The organism is Dactylosporangium sp. CA-152071 (genome assembly GCF_050936335.1).
Taxonomy (GTDB): Bacteria; Actinomycetota; Actinomycetes; order Mycobacteriales; family Micromonosporaceae; genus Dactylosporangium; species Dactylosporangium maewongense.
In genome coordinates, this window is sequence record NZ_JBNJMZ010000002.1 from 3720634 (window position 1) to 3737314 (window position 16681).

Annotated in this window: 11 protein-coding genes; 4 read left to right on the plus strand and 7 right to left on the minus strand. The window is 72.4% G+C overall.

Features of this window, described 5'->3' with window-relative positions; all coding sequences use genetic code 11:
• The first annotated feature begins 48 nt into the window (after positions 1-48).
• Entirely contained in the window at positions 49-969 is a 921-nt protein-coding gene (locus ACQEVZ_RS56645) for a hypothetical protein (protein WP_433384544.1), read from the plus strand.
• 222 nt (positions 970-1191) lie between these two features.
• On the opposite strand, the gene ACQEVZ_RS56650 is transcribed toward ACQEVZ_RS56645, so the two are convergent.
• Positions 1192-2628, minus strand: coding sequence for an IS1380 family transposase (locus ACQEVZ_RS56650; RefSeq protein WP_433359550.1), 1437 nt, complete (start codon positions 2626-2628; stop codon positions 1192-1194).
• A gap of 221 nt (positions 2629-2849) precedes the next feature.
• Between ACQEVZ_RS56650 and ACQEVZ_RS56655 the strand changes: the two genes are divergently transcribed.
• A complete protein-coding gene (locus ACQEVZ_RS56655; RefSeq protein WP_433384547.1) occupies positions 2850-5450 on the plus strand; it encodes a chitinase C-terminal domain-containing protein in 2601 nt (866 codons plus the stop codon).
• A 45-nt stretch (positions 5451-5495) separates the two neighbouring features.
• On the opposite strand, the gene ACQEVZ_RS56660 is transcribed toward ACQEVZ_RS56655, so the two are convergent.
• From ACQEVZ_RS56660 to ACQEVZ_RS56670, 3 genes are all read right to left on the minus strand, one after another.
• Positions 5496-6347: an alpha/beta fold hydrolase gene (locus ACQEVZ_RS56660; protein ID WP_433384550.1), complete on the minus strand. Its 852-nt coding sequence runs from the start codon at positions 6345-6347 to the stop codon at positions 5496-5498.
• Between the two features lie 27 nt (positions 6348-6374).
• Positions 6375-7694: a condensation domain-containing protein gene (locus tag ACQEVZ_RS56665; RefSeq protein WP_433384553.1), complete on the minus strand. Its 1320-nt coding sequence runs from the start codon at positions 7692-7694 to the stop codon at positions 6375-6377.
• Positions 7695-7763: 69 nt separating this feature from the next.
• Positions 7764-8291: a hypothetical protein gene (locus tag ACQEVZ_RS56670; RefSeq protein ID WP_433384556.1), complete on the minus strand. Its 528-nt coding sequence runs from the start codon at positions 8289-8291 to the stop codon at positions 7764-7766.
• 111 nt (positions 8292-8402) lie between these two features.
• On the opposite strand from ACQEVZ_RS56670, the gene ACQEVZ_RS56675 reads away from it, so the two are divergent.
• Positions 8403-9668, plus strand: a complete 1266-nt coding sequence (locus ACQEVZ_RS56675; protein WP_433384559.1) for an MFS transporter — start codon at positions 8403-8405, stop codon at positions 9666-9668.
• Between the two features lie 31 nt (positions 9669-9699).
• Here ACQEVZ_RS56675 and ACQEVZ_RS56680 read toward each other — a convergent pair whose 3' ends face one another.
• On the minus strand, positions 9700-10800 hold the full coding sequence (locus ACQEVZ_RS56680; RefSeq protein ID WP_433384562.1) for a hypothetical protein: 1101 nt from the start codon (positions 10798-10800) through the stop codon (positions 9700-9702).
• Between the two features lie 80 nt (positions 10801-10880).
• Positions 10881-12461: a DUF4139 domain-containing protein gene (locus ACQEVZ_RS56685; protein WP_433384565.1), complete on the minus strand. Its 1581-nt coding sequence runs from the start codon at positions 12459-12461 to the stop codon at positions 10881-10883.
• 189 nt (positions 12462-12650) lie between these two features.
• On the opposite strand from ACQEVZ_RS56685, the gene ACQEVZ_RS56690 reads away from it, so the two are divergent.
• Complete coding sequence (locus tag ACQEVZ_RS56690) at positions 12651-14420, plus strand: TerD family protein (RefSeq protein ID WP_433386192.1); 1770 nt, start codon at positions 12651-12653, stop codon at positions 14418-14420.
• Positions 14421-14509: 89 nt separating this feature from the next.
• On the opposite strand, the gene ACQEVZ_RS56695 is transcribed toward ACQEVZ_RS56690, so the two are convergent.
• Positions 14510-16666, minus strand: a complete 2157-nt coding sequence (locus tag ACQEVZ_RS56695; RefSeq protein WP_433384568.1) for an MMPL family transporter — start codon at positions 16664-16666, stop codon at positions 14510-14512.
• Between the last annotated feature and the right edge of the window lie 15 nt (positions 16667-16681).

The following is a 16681-nucleotide window of genomic DNA, read 5'->3' on the forward strand; positions in this document are numbered from 1 at the left end:
GCGTCATACTCCCGACCGTCCACTTTGGAGAAGGTAGGCTTCGCCGGCATGGAGCCGTTCCCGCTGCCGCCGTGCGAGCCCGGCGGGACGGATCCGTCCGCCGCGATCGAGGGCTGGGTCGCCTCGCCCCAGATGCGCGAGCTCGTGGCCAGGTTCGGCGGTGCGGTGCCCGACGCGCCAGCGCGGGAGGCGCTGGACCACGTCGCGGACTTCTCGAAGGTCTGGGACTTCAGGGCCGGGACGAAGGAGCGGTTCGACACCGCCCGCGTCGGCTACGGCGCGGACGACGAGCGGATCCGCGACCTCATCCACGCCCTCGGCAACGGCGGCCGCCCGAAGCCCGTCCATGAGCACTACGACCACGTCGTCGTCCTCGGCGGCGGCATCCGGGTCACCCTCGGCCGCGTCGACTTCACGGCGAGGCTGCTCCGCGGCGGCACGACGGCCGCGACCGTCGCCGGGCTGGGCAGCCTGCGGCACCGCGACGACCGGGAGCACCGGGAAGGCCTCCGCCTCGGCCTCGGCGAGCTGGAGACCGAGGCCGACATGATGACGGCGGCGCTGCGCCGGTTCCTCGACCTGCCGGAGCCGGCGAGGACCGAGACCGGCGACGGCTGGTGGCACCAGACGTGGCCGGACGGCGGCATCCACGTCCTGGCGGCCGCGTCGACCCGGCTCCCGCTGCGGGCCAGCACCGCCTGCACCCTGATCGGCTGGGCCGAGCACGTCAGCAGGCCCCTGCGGACGGACCGGGTGCTGCTGGTGACCAACGACCCCTACGTCCGGCACCAGCACTGCGACGCGGTCCGGCTGCTCGGCCTCACGTACGGCTGCGGCATCGAGACCATCGGCATGGACGACCTCGCGACGGCCGAGTGGGGACGCCCCCTGGCGACCACCGAGCTGCTCCAGGAGGTCCGGTCCTCGATCCTCGCGATGCGCAACCTGTACAGCGCCGCCCAGAGGTAGAAAGCGGTCCGGAAAACACAGCGGTCCAGAAAATAAGTCGCGTACTAAGCCCTGATCCACCGATGAGGTTTCGATGCTCGGCTGGTCTGAGTTCATGATCTTGGGTGTTGGTCGGGCGCGTGGGGGTGACCGGCCGGGTTGCCGGTGCGCTCCGTGTCTCGGTGGGGTCTGTCGTTGTGGGGTGGCCGGCGTCGGCTGCGAGTGACTGTCCTGTGTGGATGGTCAGGTGGGTGGGGCGTGCGCGGTGGTGAACAGTCGTAGCCAGTTGTGTTGCCAGGGCCAGTGTTGCGGTAGGTGGATGGTGACCTCGCGGGCGTGTCGGCTGATCCGGCCGGCGACGTTGATCAGGTGTCGGCGGATGGTGGCGGCGCGGGCTGTGGCGTGGGGTCGTCCGGCCAGGGTGGCGGCGGTGCGGGTGAGGTTGTGGGCGATGGCGATGCAGGTCAGCCAGGCGTTGTTGGCGGTGAACCGGCCGGAGGGTAGATGGGCGAGGGGTCCGTCGATGAGTTCGGCGAAGACCTGTTCGATGATGGCGTGGCCGCGGTGCTGGGCTTCGGCCTGGACGAGCACGTAGGGGCTGTCGGTGAACGCGGCGTGGTACCGCCACACGGTGAACAGCTCACCTTGACCATCCACTGTGGACTTGTTCAGGTCTGGGACGCGACGCGCGATGAGCCGGGCGGTGACTTCGTGGCGGGTGCCTTCGAACGCGGTGTAGGTGGTCTCGGCGATCTGTGCGCGGGAGATGAACCGCTGCTGGTCCTCATCCCAGACCGGTTGCGGGTAGCGGATCTCGGTCCAGGCGTCCTCGTCGATCGCGGTGATCGCCGCGCGGACCTTGGCGTCGATGCGGACCGTGACGGAGAACCGCACCCTGGCCCGGCGGCAGGCGGTGATCACCGTGCGGGAGTAGAACGCCGAGTCCGCACGGACCATGATCTCAGCCGCCACCGTTGCGGCTGTCGTCGCGGCGGTGGCGGGTTGGGCTGCTTGGGCTGCCAGGACCGCTTTGGTGGTGGCGACGGCCTCGGCGATCAGCGATGCCGCTCCGCGGGCTGAGCCGGCGTTGCCGGCGCGCAGCTGGGTCGCGGCGATCACCGGCGCCGCGTCCGGGGTGCTGATCGTGGCCACCAGGGGGTTCAGGCCACGCAGCAGCACCTGGTAGCCGCCGACCTTGGCGTGACCGAACCCGGCGCCCTGCTTCTGCTTGCCGTACACCCTGCGCAGCAGCGAGTCGACGTCGACGAACGTGACCGCGCCGGCGCTGGGCAGCAACCGGGCCTGTCCGGCCATCCGGACCAGGAACTGCCGCGACGCTGCCTGCAACTGCCGGACGTGGCCATGGGTGAACGTCCGCAGGAACGACCCCAGCGTCGAGGGCGCATACACCCCGTCGAACAGCAGCGGCATCCCACCGTGACGCAACACGTCCAGATCGTCGATCGAGTCCGCACCGGTCACCATGCCCGCCACGATCGCAGCGACCTTCCCCGCCGCGTTGGACCCCTTGTCCGTTGGCACACGCAGCCGAGCAGCCACGATGCCGTGCAGGTCACACCGCTGGGCGAGGGTCATCACCGGCTCCACACCAGCGCACGACACCAGATTCGGATCATCAAACGATGCGCGCACCCGCGTCGCGCCGTGCGATATTCTCACCTCGACGGTGCCCTCTCGAACCGGACGATGGAAGCCTCAAGAACCTCTATCTTTCCAGCTCGCGAGGGCATCGTCGCGCCCGGCCCATCACGGTCACATCAATTCGTCGGTGGATCAGGGCTAAGGCTCCGCTAAGGCTGGCTCTTGCGCACCCTCGTCGATGCCGTTATACATCTAGGACACTTTACTGTTAACTTTATTAACGGTTGGCGGAGGGTTCTATGCGACGACGCACCCTGCACCTCTTGTCCGCCGCGACGGCGGCCCTCGTGGCCGCGTCCGCGGCGTTCTTCGTGACCACCGCCAACGCGGAGGTCGACCACGCTGCCTGCCGCCCGGACGGGCTCTACCCGACCGCGGGCGTCACCGTGCCGTACTGCAAGGTCTACGACACCAACGGCCGGGAGAACCTGGGCGCCGACCACGGCCGCCGGATCATCGGCTACTTCACCAGCTGGCGGACCGGCAAGAACGGCGCGCCCGCGTACCTGGCCAGCAACATCCCGTGGGACAAGATCACCCACATCAACTACGCGTTCGCGCACGTCGACGGCGCCAACAAGATCTCGGTCGGCACGCCGACGGCGGCGAACAACGCGGCGACGAACATGACGTGGCCCGGCGTCGCCGGCGCGGAGATGGACCCGGCCTACTCGTACACCGGCCACTTCAACCTGCTCAACAAGTTCAAGAAGCAGCACCCGGCGGTCAAGACGCTGATCAGCGTCGGCGGCTGGGCCGAGACCGGCGGGTTCTTCAACGACAACGGCGACCGGGTCGACTCCGGCGGCTTCTACCGGATGACGACCAACGCCGACAACAGCATCAACACCGCCGGCATCAACACCTTCGCCGACTCGGTCGTGACGTTCCTGCGCACGTACGGCTTCGACGGCGTCGACATCGACTACGAGTACCCGACGTCGAACGCGAAGGCCGGCAACCCGCTCGACTTCGCCCAGGCGGACGCGAAGCGGGCCGGGCTCAACGCCTCCTACCACCTGCTGATGAAGACGCTGCGGGAGAAGCTCGACGCGGCCGCCGCGGCGGACGGCAAGTACTACATGGTGACCGTCGCCGCGCCCGCCTCCGGCTGGCTGCTGCGCGGCCTGGAGTCCTACCAGGCGCTGCAGTACCTCGACTACGTCAACATCATGTCCTACGACCTGCACGGCTCGTGGAACCACTTCGTCGGCCCGAACGCGGCGCTGTACGACAACGGCGACGACGCCGAGCTGTCCCAGGGCGGCGTGTACGGCGCGTACTCCAACATCGGTTACCTGAACACGGACTGGGCGTACCACTACTTCCGCGGCGCGATGCAGTCCGGCCGGATCAACATCGGCGTCCCGTACTACACCCGGGGCTGGCGCGGCGTGACAGGCGGCACCAACGGCCTGTGGGGACGCGCGGCGCTGCCCGACCAGACGAAGTGCCCGGCGGGCACCGGCGGGGCCATCGGCTCGACGACCCCGTGCGGCAACGGCGCGGTCGGCATCGACAACCTGTGGCACGACGAAGAGCTCAACGCCGAGGTGCCGGCCGGCGCCAACCCGATGTGGCACGCGAAGAACCTGCAGGAGGGGCGGGCCGGTGACTACCTGGAGGCCTACGGGCTGACCCCGGCCACCGACCCGGAGGACCGCATCACCGGCACGTACACCCGCAACTACTCCAGCGCCCTCGTCGCGCCGTGGCTGTGGAACGCGCAGAAGCAGGTGTTCCTGTCCACCGAGGACGACCAGTCGCTCGGTACCAAGGCCGACTACGTCGTGAACAAGGGCATCGGCGGCGTCATGATCTGGGAGCTCGCCGGCGACTACGCGTGGGACGCGGCCCGCAACGAGTGGTACATGGGCAACACGCTGACGAACCTGCTCTACGACAAGTTCAAGACCGCCGCACCGTACGGCGCGAAGAAGGCCAACATCACGCTGCCGACGCAGACGCTCAACGTCGGGGTGCAGATGGGCGGGTTCGCGCTGGGTGACAACAACTACCCGATCAACCCCGAGCTGCGGCTGATCAACAACACCGGTGCGGCGATCCCGGCCGGCTCGCAGCTGGAGTTCGACTACCCGACCACCGCGCCCGGCAACCTCGGCCAGCAGTCCGGCTGGGCGCTGACCACCGTGTCGACCGGCCACACCGGCAGCAACGTCGGCGGCCTCAAGGGCGACTTCCACCGGGTGCGGCTCAACGTGCCGGCGATCGCGGCGGGCTCCTACGCCGAGGTGACGCTCAACTACCAGCTGCCGATCTCGGGCCCGTCGAACTTCACGCTCACCATCGGCGGCCAGACCTACGCGCTCGCCGCCGACTACGGCCACGGCGGCACCGCGCCGACCGTCTCCCCCACCGTCTCGGGCAACCCGTCGACCGGCACCTGCACGGCGCCGCCGTGGGCGGCGGGCACGGTGTACACCGGCGGGAACCTGGTGTCGCACAACGGCCACACGTGGAAGGCGCAGTGGTGGACGCAGGGTGACACCCCGGGCACCAACGCGGTCTGGGTCGACCAGGGCGTCTGCTCCGGCACGTCCCCGACCGCCTCGCCGAGCGCGAGCAAGAGCCCGAGCACGTCCCCGAGCACCTCGCCCAGCGCGAGCACGTCGCCGAGCAGGAGCCCGAGCACGTCGCCGAGCACGTCCACGGGCACCGGGTGCGCGGGCCTGCCGGTGTGGAACGCGGGCACGGCGTACAGCGGCAACACGGTCGTGCAGTACAGCGGCCGCAAGTACCGCGCGAAGTGGTGGACGCAGGGCGAGAACCCGACGACCACCGGCCAGTGGGGCGTCTGGGAGGACCAGGGCGCCTGCTGATGACCGGGTCGTGCCGGGCCCTTCGGTAAGGCCCGGCACGACCCTTCAGGCGTGCGTCATGGCGGTGGCGCCGATGAACTCCATCGTCGCCGCCACCACCTCCCTCGGGTGGGTCCACGGAATGCCGTGCGGGGCACCCCGCAGCGTGATGAGGCGGGCGTCGGGCAGCATCGGCTGCAGGCGCCCGCCCGTCGCCGCGTAGGGCAGGACGCGGTCCTGGTCGCCCTGCACGATGAGCACCGGCACGTCGATGCGCGGCAGGTCGGGGCGGAAGTCGGTCAGCCAGGCGGCGACGCAGTCGTGGGTGCCCTTCGCGGAGCCCCGCGCGCCGATCTCCCAGTGCGCCCGGAACGCCTCCTCGCTCACCAGCGTGCCCCGGTTCTCGTCCCAGTTGAAGAACGCCTCGCAGAACTTCGTGAGGTACGCGAAGCGGTCCTCACGGATCGCGGCCTGGATGCCGTCGAACACGCTGCGGTCCACGCCCTCGGGGTTGTCGGCGGTCTTGAGCAGGAACGGCGCGAGCGGCGCCAGCAGCACCGCCCGCGCCACCCGCCGGGAGTCACGGGTGCCGAGGTAGCGGGTCACCTCCCCGGTGCCCATCGAGTGACCGATGAGCACGGCGTCGCGCAGGTCGAGCTTCGTCATCAGCGCGTCGAGGTCGGCGGCGAGCGTGTCGTAGTCGTAGCCGGTCGACGGCTGCGACGAGTTGCCGAAGCCACGGCGGTCGTACGTGATCACCCGGTGCCCGCTCGCCAGCAGCGGGATCGACAGCTTCTCCCAGGTGGCGCCGTTGAACGGGAAGCCGTGGATCAGCACGACGGGGCGGCCGGCGCCGTGGTCCTCGTAGTACAGGTCGATGGGGCCGGCGTTCTCCGTCCCGACAGTGATGTAAGGCATGCGGGTCAGTGCCCGTTCCCGCGCGGATTACGCCACCGGCTGGCCGGCGGCGTCCACGACGAACGCCTCCATCTCGTCCAGCAGCGCCCGCAGGTCCGGCAGGGACAGGAACCGGGTCTTGACGTCGACGGTCAGCTGGACCACGTCCGGCACGTCCTCGACGACGATCATGAGCTTCGGCCCCAGGGACCGCAGCGGCTCCTCCGACAGCACCCGCGTCTCGGCGGGCACCGACGCCGCCGGCCCGGCCTGCCGGGGGGTGCGCCGGTCGTTGTAGATGCAGGTGAGGTCGAGTTCCTCGCCGCGCTCCCGGCTGACCCGCTCGGTGAGCGCCGCGCGGGCCGCCGGGTCGTAGTAGGCGTACTTCGACGCGCTCATCGACGCCGTCCGGGCCCGGGCGATCGCCTCGTCGGGGCTCACCCCGGCGACGTCGAGGACGCACAGCCCGTCCTGGGTGATCGGGCTGACCACGTCGCGCAGCGCCGGCCGGAAGCGGTTGCTGATGATGTTGATCGCGACGAACGGGCCGGTGCCGGGCCGCAGCCGTTCGAGGCCGGCGGCGAAGGCGGCGAGCAGCACCCACGCCGGGTCGGCGCCGAGCCGGGCCGACACCGCCTCGGCGGCCAGGTGCATGGCGCGGGACCGCCACCGAAGCCGGCAGAACACCGGTGCCCCGCGGTCGGCGGGGGCGTCGAACATCGACGCCGGGATGGCGCGCAGGTGCGACTCCCAGTAGCGCATCGCCGCGGCGGTCTGCCGGGTCATCGCCGGCTCCCGCTGGAGGCGGACCAGGTCGAGCGGCTGGGGCGCCTCGTAGGGCCCGGCCGGCTCGCCGGTGACCTGGTCCCGCCCGGCCAGCTCCCGCATCATCACGGCGACCCCGCCGAGGTCGGCGGCGATGTGGCACATCAGCGCCACCACGTGCGTGACGGCGCCGTGCTGCCGGACCACGCCCATGCGCAGCGGCCACTCGCGCTCGTAGTCGAACTTGCGCTCCCGCCACCGGGTGGCGAGATCCTCGGCGACCGCCGCCGGGTCGTCGTCATCGGCCGCGTCGAGCACCACCAGGGCGGTCTCGCCGGAGCCGGACACCTCCTGCGTCACCGTGCCGTCGTCCGCGAAGCGCAGCAGCGTCCGCATCGCCGCGTAGCGGCACATGAAGAAGCGCAGCTCAGCCGCGTAGTCCTCGGCGGTCCGCCCGCCGGTGACGGGCATCGCACCGCCCATGCTCATCGACGAGTCGATCTCGACCATCGCCGCCCACACCTGCCGCTGCCCCCAGGCGAGGGGGCCGGCACCGGCGCCGGGCCCCTCGAACCGCACGACGATCCGCGTCTCAGCATCCACGGAAGTTGATGTTGGCACAGGCGGCCGGGATTGAGATCCGCCGTTCGGTGACTGATGGCCGACCGGCCGCTACAGCGTCTCCGCCTCGGCCTGCGCGATCAGTTCCAGGGAGTCCTCCCGGCCGAGGCGCTGCTCGCACAGGTACCCGAACACCGACCATGTGGTGTCGATCACCACCTGCTCCGGAAACGCGCGGATCTCGTCCTCGTGGCCGAGCTGGGCGCGGATGAGCGCCACCGCCGCGTCCTGGTCGACCTCGACGTCGCGGGCCATGACCACGACGTAGTCGGCGATCGCGTCGGGCGGGGTGTCCTCGTCGAACAGGCTGCACACGGCGAGCCGGATCGCGGCGGCCAGGACCTCGGGGTCCTTGTCGGCGTGCCGGTCGTGCTCCTGCGACTCGTCGGCGACCTGCTCGGCCGCGTCGTGGTCCCCGTTGAGCAGCGCCGCCACCACGGCACCGACCCGCGACCGCGGCTGCCAGCCGTCGCCGTCCGCGGCCCCGTCCGCCGCCGCGCTCTCCGCCGTGCCCTCGGCCGCGCCGACCGGGTCCACCGGCGTGCCCGCGGCCGTGTCACTCCCCCACTCACTCCCCATGACCATGACTGTAGCCAAGGGACGCTCGGGACCCGACCGCGCTCCGTGGCCGAGGCGCGCCCTCATCGACAAACCTCCACATAGACGGGGCTCAGGCCGTAAGCTGCCGCCATGGCCGTGACGAGCCGCCACGTGCGCCGCCTCTACCTCACACTGGTGCTGCTCAACACCCTCGCCGTCACGTTCATCTGGGGGATCAACTCGCTGCTGCTGTTCGAGGCGGGGCTGAGCAACACCGAGGCCCTCGCCGCCAACGCGTGCTTCACGCTCGGCTACGCCGTGTTCGAGATCCCCACCGGGTCGATCGCCGACACATGGGGGCGGCGGGCGTCGTACCTGCTGGGCGGCGGCACCCTGGCGGTCACGACGCTGCTGTACTGGCTGGCCTGGCGCCTGCACGCCGGGGTGTGGGTGTGGGCGGGGGTGTCGGTCGTCCTCGCGGTCGGCTTCACGTTCTTCTCCGGCGCCACCGAGGCGTGGCTGGTCGACGCGCTGCACCACCTGCGGTACGACGGCCGGCTGGAGCAGGTGTTCGCACGGGGGCAGGTGGCGGCCGGGATCGGCACCCTCGCCGGTTCGCTCGGCGGCGCGTACGTGGCGCAGGCGACCGACGTCGGCGTCCCGTTCCTCGTCCGGGCCGCGCTGCTGCTGACGCTCACCATGGTCGCGTGGCGGGTCATGCACGACATCGGGTTCACGCCCCGGCGGGGCAGCGGGACGGTGAAGGACGTGCGGCGGGTGCTGACGGAGTCGGTACGGCACGGCTGGGGACGGCCGGCGGTGCGCTGGGTCATGCTCGGCTCGATGGTCGCCGCCGGGGTCGGCTACTACGTCGCGTTCACCATGAAGCCCTACCTGCTGCAGCTCGCCGGCGACAGGCGCGCCTACGGCCTGCTCGGCATCGCGGCGGCCGCCAACGCCGCGGCGCAGACCGTCGGCGGCCTGCTCGCGATGGCGTTCCAGTCGCTGTTCCGGTGGCGGATGTCGGTGGTCATCGCAGGGGTGGCGCTCAACGGCGCGCTGCTCGCCGGGTTCGGGCTGGCGGGTGGTGTACCGCTCGCGATCGCCCTCCTCGCGCTGCACAGCATGGTGTCCGCGGCGATCCTGCCGTCGCGGCAGGCGTACCTCAACGGCCTGCTGCCGTCGGACCGGCGGGCCACTGTGCTGTCGTTCGACTCGCTCGTCGCCAGCAGCGGCGGCGTGGTGACCCAGCCGGGGCTGGGCCGGGCCGCCGACCTGTGGGGCTACCCGACCTCGTTCGTGCTGGGCGGCCTGCTGCAGGTGATGGCGCTGCCGATGCTGTTCCTGGCCCGCCGGCACGAGGTCACGGCGGCGACCCGGACCGAGCCGGCGGAGGCGGTGCCGCAGCGCTCGTGAAAGGGCGCACGCTCGGCACCCTCCGCCGCCGTCAGGTCGTGGCCGACACGACGGAGCGGACGTAGTCCTCGAACTCCACGACCGAGTCGCCGGTCCACACCATGCCGTGCTCGCGGATGATGAACCAGTTCGTCGACTTCTGCCGCAGCTCCCGGAAGAACTGCCGGCCGGCGGCGAAGCGCCCGCCCTCGATCCGCGTGTCGGAGACGAGGTCGCGGTGGCGCCGCCCGCGGGTCAGCTCCCGGTGGTGGAAGTGCACGAGGAGCCGCGGCCGCCGGCCCTGCATGGCCATCAGGCCGCTCAGCGTCAGGAACTCGGGCGCGTCGGAGCTCGGCAGGCGCTCCCCCGTGTAGGTGAGGCTCTGCGTCCCCTCGTCGAACGAGGTGATCAGGTCGTAGTCGGCGGCGGTCATCCGCGACTTGTCGGTGACCGTCTGGGACACCAGCCAGTGCCCGTCGTGCGTGAACATGATCGAGCCGTCGGTGTAGGGCTTGCGCTGCCACAGGTGGTGGTCCCGGTGGATGCGGGCCAGCTCGGCGACCTCCCCGGCGTGCCGCACGCGCAGCCGGTCGAGCACGGCCCGGTCGCCCGGGTCGACGCTCTGCGTCGGGTGGTACTTGACCCGGACCGTCTCACCGATCGCGTTGGCGTGCACGTCCTGCCAGGTGTTGGTGCGCAGCCCCCGGGCCAGGTCGAGGTGGTCGGGGTAGATCGCGTTGATGTCGAGGGCGTCGCACAGCTGCGGCACGACGGTGCGGGCCAGGGCGTAGTCGGGCCGGTCCTCGTTCGTCTCGGTCAGCGGGTACACCGAGATGATGTTGGTCCTGGCGCCGGTCGCGGCGAGCGCCGCGAGGTAGTGCTGCTCCTCCGGCGACATCAGCAGCGGGTTCGTCGGCCCGTAGATGACATACGTGGCGCCGCCGGGCCGCGCCTGCGGCAGCTTGCCGTAGGCGAGGGGCTCGGCGGTCACGCCGAACTCGCGGTGCAGCACCCGGAACGCCGGCTGGATGATCTCCCGCAGCGCCCAGTCGCTGTGCGGTGAGGCCGGGTTCAGGACATAGCAGTAGTGCAGCTCAGCGATATTGCGCTTGTACCGGAAGTCGTAAGCACGCAGAGGCGGGGCGGAAGTCATCGAAGTGACCACCCAGTGCACTGTACATCGACAGGCCCCTGCCGCGCTCTCCGCCGCTGCTCGCGCCGCCCCGGCGGTCGCTACTCGCGCCAGCCCGACAGCTCGGCGCCCTTGGCGGTCTCGACGCGGTAGCCGAGCCGCACCGTCTGGCTCTGCCCCTCGGGCACGACCAGGCGCCAGGTGAGGACGCCGAGGTCGGTGCGCTCCGCCGGCGGCGGCTCCAGGACGGTCTCCCTGACGGTGATCGTGTCGTGGCGGGCGACCGGCACCTGGTCGAGCACGGTGATCCGCACGGGGCGGCCGGTGTAGTTGCCGACGGTGGTGCGGTATTCGACCTCGCGGCGCCGGCTGGAGCCCAGCGTCGCCTTGGTCGCGGTGCGGCGGGTCAGCTCCCGCTCGACCCGGACCCGGTCGTCGAGGCCGAGCGCCAGCTCCAGCTCCTCCCCGGGCGCCCACGTCGACAGGGCGGTCTTGCTGACGAAGTCGGCCTCGTGGAAGACGGCCGCCTGCCCGGGCGGCAGCGTGTGCTGCGACGTGTTGGTCACCTTCGCCCGCAGGTGCACGTCGGTGGAGCGCGACGGCGCGACGACGTGGTCGAGCTGGCTGCCGAGATCGAGCACCAGCACCGTCGCGCGGGACGTGGTGCCGTCGGCGGGCACCGGGACCGCGCGGGCCGGGCGGTAGGTGGCCGCGACCGGCCCCTCCTCGACCGTGGCCTGCGCGATCTCGACCTCCGCGAACCCGTCGAACTGCTCCTTCGCCATCGCGCGGGGCGCCGGGGCCATCGCGGGCGCGGGAGCGCCACCGGGCGCGGCGCCGTAGGCCGCGAACGACTGCATCGGCGGCCTCGGCGGTGGCGGCATCAGCAGGTCGAGGTACCAGGGCTGCAGCTCGGGGATCCCGACGACGCCGGACGGGCGGGCCGTCGACAGCGCCAGCTCGCACTCCGGCCAGTCCTCGCCGGTGTGCTGCTCGACCAGGCCGAACCAGGTCAGGCGCAGCGTCTCGCCGGTGAGCCGCACGTCGTAGGTGGAGCGCCAGCCGGCGTCGGGCACCTGGTACGACAGGTCCAGCTGGACCGGCCCGGCCGCCGACACGGCGAGCGCGACGACCGCGAAGTGCGCGTCCGGCTCCCGTTTGCCCGACAGGTCCACCAGCTGCCGGTCCAGGGCGGCGATCCGGTCGGCGGCCCGGGTGCGCCGGCGCTGCAGGTCGCGGACGCCGGCCAGGACCGACGACAGCTCACCGCCCATCGTGGCGGTGAACGCGGTGACCGTCTCCGCGGCGGCGTCGCCGGTGGCGAGGGCCCGCGCGTAGGCGCCGCTGGCCCGCTCGCCGAGGGTCGTCAGGAACGCCTGCCGCTGCCGCAGGACCGTCTCGGTGTCCGCGATCTCGGCCAGCTCGTCCTCGAGCGCGCGCCGCTCCTCCTGGACGGCCGTCACGGTGCCGTCGGACGGCTCGGCGTGGCGCTTGAGCACCACGTCGACGCCGAGGACGGTCGCCGGGCCGCGCCCGCTGACCCGGACCGAGTCGGTGTCCATGCCCATCGGCAGCGGGCCGATCTCGACGAGCTGCTCGCCGGCCTCGAGGGTGGCCTGGCCGCGCCGGGTGACGCGGGCCTGCCGGGGATAGACGGTGACCGCGACGATCTCGTTCTGCACCTCCCGCACGGTAACGCATGCCGTCACCACCGCCACCGCCGTTCGGGGCATGGCGGGTGACCGTTCCGCCCGCGGGCCCGCCACCGTTCGGCGCGGGTCGGCGACACGCCGCGCGGTGCGGCCGGGTTCCGCGGCGCGGTGGGTTCACAATCGCCTCCCGCCCACCGGAAGGACCCTGTTGTGACGGTCATGCTGACCCTGCCGGCCAGCGCGGCGACGCGGTACCCGCTGCGGTACGCCGTCGTCGACGTGGAGACGACCGGCCTGCACGCGCCCAGCGACCGGGTGCTGCAGATCGCCGTCACGCAGATGGAGTCCGACGGGACCCTCGGGCAGGTCTGGTCGACCCTGGTCGACCCCGGGCGCGACCCCGGCCCGGTGCACGTCCACGGGATCACGCGCGAGCGCCTCGCCGGCGCGCCCCGCTTCGACGCGGTCGTCGGGCACCTCGCGCGGCTGCTCGACGGGCGGGTGCTGGTCGCGCACAACGCCGCGTTCGACTGGAAGTTCCTGGCCGCGGAGGCGCACCGGGCCGTGCACCACCTCCCGGTCAGCCAACGGCTGTGCACGCTCGCGCTGAGCCGCCGCCTCGACCTGCCGACGGCGAGCCTGTCCCTGGCGGCGCTCGCCGCGCACTGGGGCGTGACGCAGGCCCGGCCGCACGACGCCGAGGACGACACCCGGGTCCTCACCGAGATCCTCCGGCACAGCCTCGCCGCCGCCGACACCCTCGCGGTCGAGCTGCCGCTGAGCGCCTGCGACCCGGCCGCCGCCGACCCGGTCTACCCGGCCCGGCTGCCGCGGCCCGTCTGCCCGTGGGCGTGGCCGGGCCGCTGGACGCAGGGCCGCCGCCTGATCCAGGGCGCGAAGGTCGCCATCACCGGGAGCACCGCGACGGCCCGGGACGCCCTCGCGGCCCGCGCGACCGAGGCGGGGCTCGACGTGATGAACACCGTCAGCGGCAGGACCGGCCTGCTCGTCACCAACGACGCGACCGCCGCCACCTCGAAGCTGCGCGCCGCCGCCATGTACGCCGTGCCGGTCGTCTCCGAGGCCACGTTCGCGTCGCTGCTGGCGGACGTGGAGCCCGGGACGCCGAAGCCGGCGGACCGCCCCCGGGCCGGCGTGCCGTCGCAGCGGGCCGCCGCACCGGCGGGGCCGCTCGCCGGGCGGTGCCTGCTCGTGCTCGGCGGCACCCACGCCGAGGCGGCGGAGGTCCGCAACCGGATCGCCGACCTGGGCGGGATCGCCGCGGTCAACCTGACGGCCCGGGTCAACGGCGTCGTGGCCCTCCCCGGCGCGGACAACGACCGCCGCTGGGCCACCGTCACCGCCCTCGCCCTGCCCGTCCACACCTCGGACGCCCTCGAACCGCCGGCCGCCGCACCGGACGCCGCACCCGACGCCGCGGTGGTCGAGCCGCCGCCGGCCGCGGCGGTGGTCCTGTCCCGGGGCGCCGTCATCGACCTGCCCGACGACGTCGAGGACTGGACGGTCGCCGTCAGCTGGCCGGCGGGCGCGGGCGCCGAGGTGGACGTGGTCGCGTTCCTCACCGACCAGGACGAGCAGGTCCGCGCCGACGCCGACTTCGTCTTCTACAACCAGCCCGCCGCGGCGGACGGGTCGGTGGAGCTGGCCCTCGACGTGCCGCACGAGGCGCTCGTCGACGTCCGGCTCGGCCGGATCCCCGAGGACGTCACCCGGATCGTGCTCGCCGCCGCCATCACCGGCACGCACACGTTCGGGGACCTCGGACCCGTGGAGTTCGTCGCGCGGGCCGGTGACGGCGCCACCCACGCCCGCGCCACCCTCGACGCGGCCACCACCGAACGCAGCCTGCTGCTCGCCACCGTCTACCGGCGCGACGGCCGGTGGCGGCTGCGGGCGATCGGGCAGGGGTACGACCACGGCCTCGCCGGACTCGCCACCCTGCACGGCGTCGCCGTCGACGACGACTGACCCCCGCGTCGACGACGGCAACAGGGCGGCACCACCCCGGACGGTCGGGTCCGGGGCGGTGCCGCCGCTGCCGTTCGCGGCCTTCCTGGTCAGTGCGACCCGGCCGGTGCCTCCTGGCGCTTGCCGAGGTCGACGGCGGCGGTCCGGGCGGCGTCGCCGTGCCCCGGCCACCATGCGGCGTGCCCGAGCAGCGCGGTCAGCGCCGGCACCAGGAACATCGACATCACGAACGCCGACAGCAGGATGCCGGCCGCCACCGAGAACCCGATCTGCCGCAGGAACGACACCGGGGCGAGGGCGAGGACCGCGAACGTGCCGGCGAGGATCAGGCCGGCCGCGGCGACGGACGGGCCGGCGTGCCGGACGGCGAGCGCCGCGGCGGCCCGGGGCTCGTTGCCGGCCCGCGCCTCCTCCCGCAGGCGGGCGATCATCAGGATGTTGTAGTCGGTGCCGATCGCCAGGACGAACAGGTACAGCACGATCGGCAGCTGGAACGTCACCCCCGGCCGCCCGGCAAGGCTCTGGAACAGGTAGATCGCGGCGCCGAGGGTGGCGGCGAAGTTGAGCAGCACCGCGACCACCAGGTAGAGCGGCGCGACGACGCTGCGCAGCAGCAGGCCGAGGATGACCGCGATGAGCAGCGCCGCGACGGGCAGGATCACCGACAGGTCGCGGTTGTTGGCCGCGTTGATGTCCGCGTAGATCGCCGTGGTGCCGCCGACGAGGACCTTCGTGCCGGGCGGCGCGACGGCGTGCAGGTCGGCGCGGAGGTGGTCGTGGACCAGGTCGATCGCCTCGTTGGAGGCCGGGTTGACCGACAGCAGCAGGGCGAAGCGGGACACGGTCCCGCCGGCCGCGGTGACCGGTGGCTGGACGCCGCCGACCCCGGCCACCTTGGCGGCGGCGGCGCCGAACTGGTCGAGCTGCGCGGGGGTGAGCCGGCTGCCGTCGCCGGTGGTGAGGTACGCCTCGGTCGGGTCCAGCGCGCCCTGCGGGAAGCCGCGCTCCAGGTCGGCGGCGGCCTTCGCCGACTCGGTCGTGCTCGGGAAGCCCGCCGCGAAGTCGTAGTCCGCCTTGTACAGCAGGACGCCGCCGGCGAGCGCGACCAGCACCACGCCGGAGGCGACCGCCGCGACCGCGGGCCGCCGGCCGAGCGCCGCGCCGATGCGCAGGAACGCGGTGCCCTTCGGCTCGCGCCGCCACGCCTTCGACGGCCAGAACGTCGCCGGGCCGATCAGGCTCACCAGGGCCGGGATCAGGGTCAGGCCGGTGACCAGCATGACGAACACGGCGATGGCGAGCGCCGGGCCGAGCGAGCCGAACCCGCCGAAGCTCGCCAGCAGCAGCACCAGGAAGGCGACGATGACGGCGGCCGCGGCCGAGGTGATGACCTCACCGACCCGGGCGACGGCGTGCACCATCGCGGTCTTGCGGTCCTCGCCGGCGCGCAGCCGTTCGCGGTACCGGAAGAGCAGGAACAGCAGGTAGTCGGTGCCGATGCCGTACAGGACGATCAGCAGCAGCGTCTGCAGGCTCTGGTCGACGTTGAAGCCGAACGCCTTGCCGGCGGCCGCGATCAGGTTCGACGACACCTGCAGCACCACGCTGATGACGACGATCGGCAGCAGCGCGGCGATCGGGCTGCGGAAGATGATGAGGATCAGCACGATGATCAGCGCGAACGTGGCGGCGCCGACGACCGCGAACGCGGTGTTGAACGTGTCGTTGTTGTCGACGACCTGGGCCACCTGCCCGGCGACGCCGGCGCTGAGCCCGGTGCCGGCGAGGTCGGCCTTGATGACGTCGCGGGTCCCGGTCACCGCGTCCAGCTGCCCCTGCGCGTCGGTCAGGGCGGCGGTGATGGGCACGGTGACGAGCTGCACCAGGCCGTTGGGCGCGACGGCCTGCGGGCCGGTCTGCGCCTTGCCGATCCCGGCGACGTGCGCGCCGTCGATCGCGGTGGCGAGGGCGCCGACCCGGGTCTGGTCGGCGGCGGTCAGCGGCCCGCCGTCGGCGCGCTTCACCACGACGATCGCGGTGGACGTGGCCTGCTCCGGGAACGCGGCCTTGGCCAGGTTGATCGCCTGCACGGACTCGTAGCTGTCGGGCAGGAAGCTGCCCTGGTCGCCGCTGGTGATGTCGGAGAGGCCGGGCAGCAGGCCGATGATCAGCGCCGCGCCCACGAGCCAGCCGGCGATGACCCACCAGGCGCGCCGGACGACGAACTTGCCCCATCTGTCGAACATGGCGGTTCCTCCATT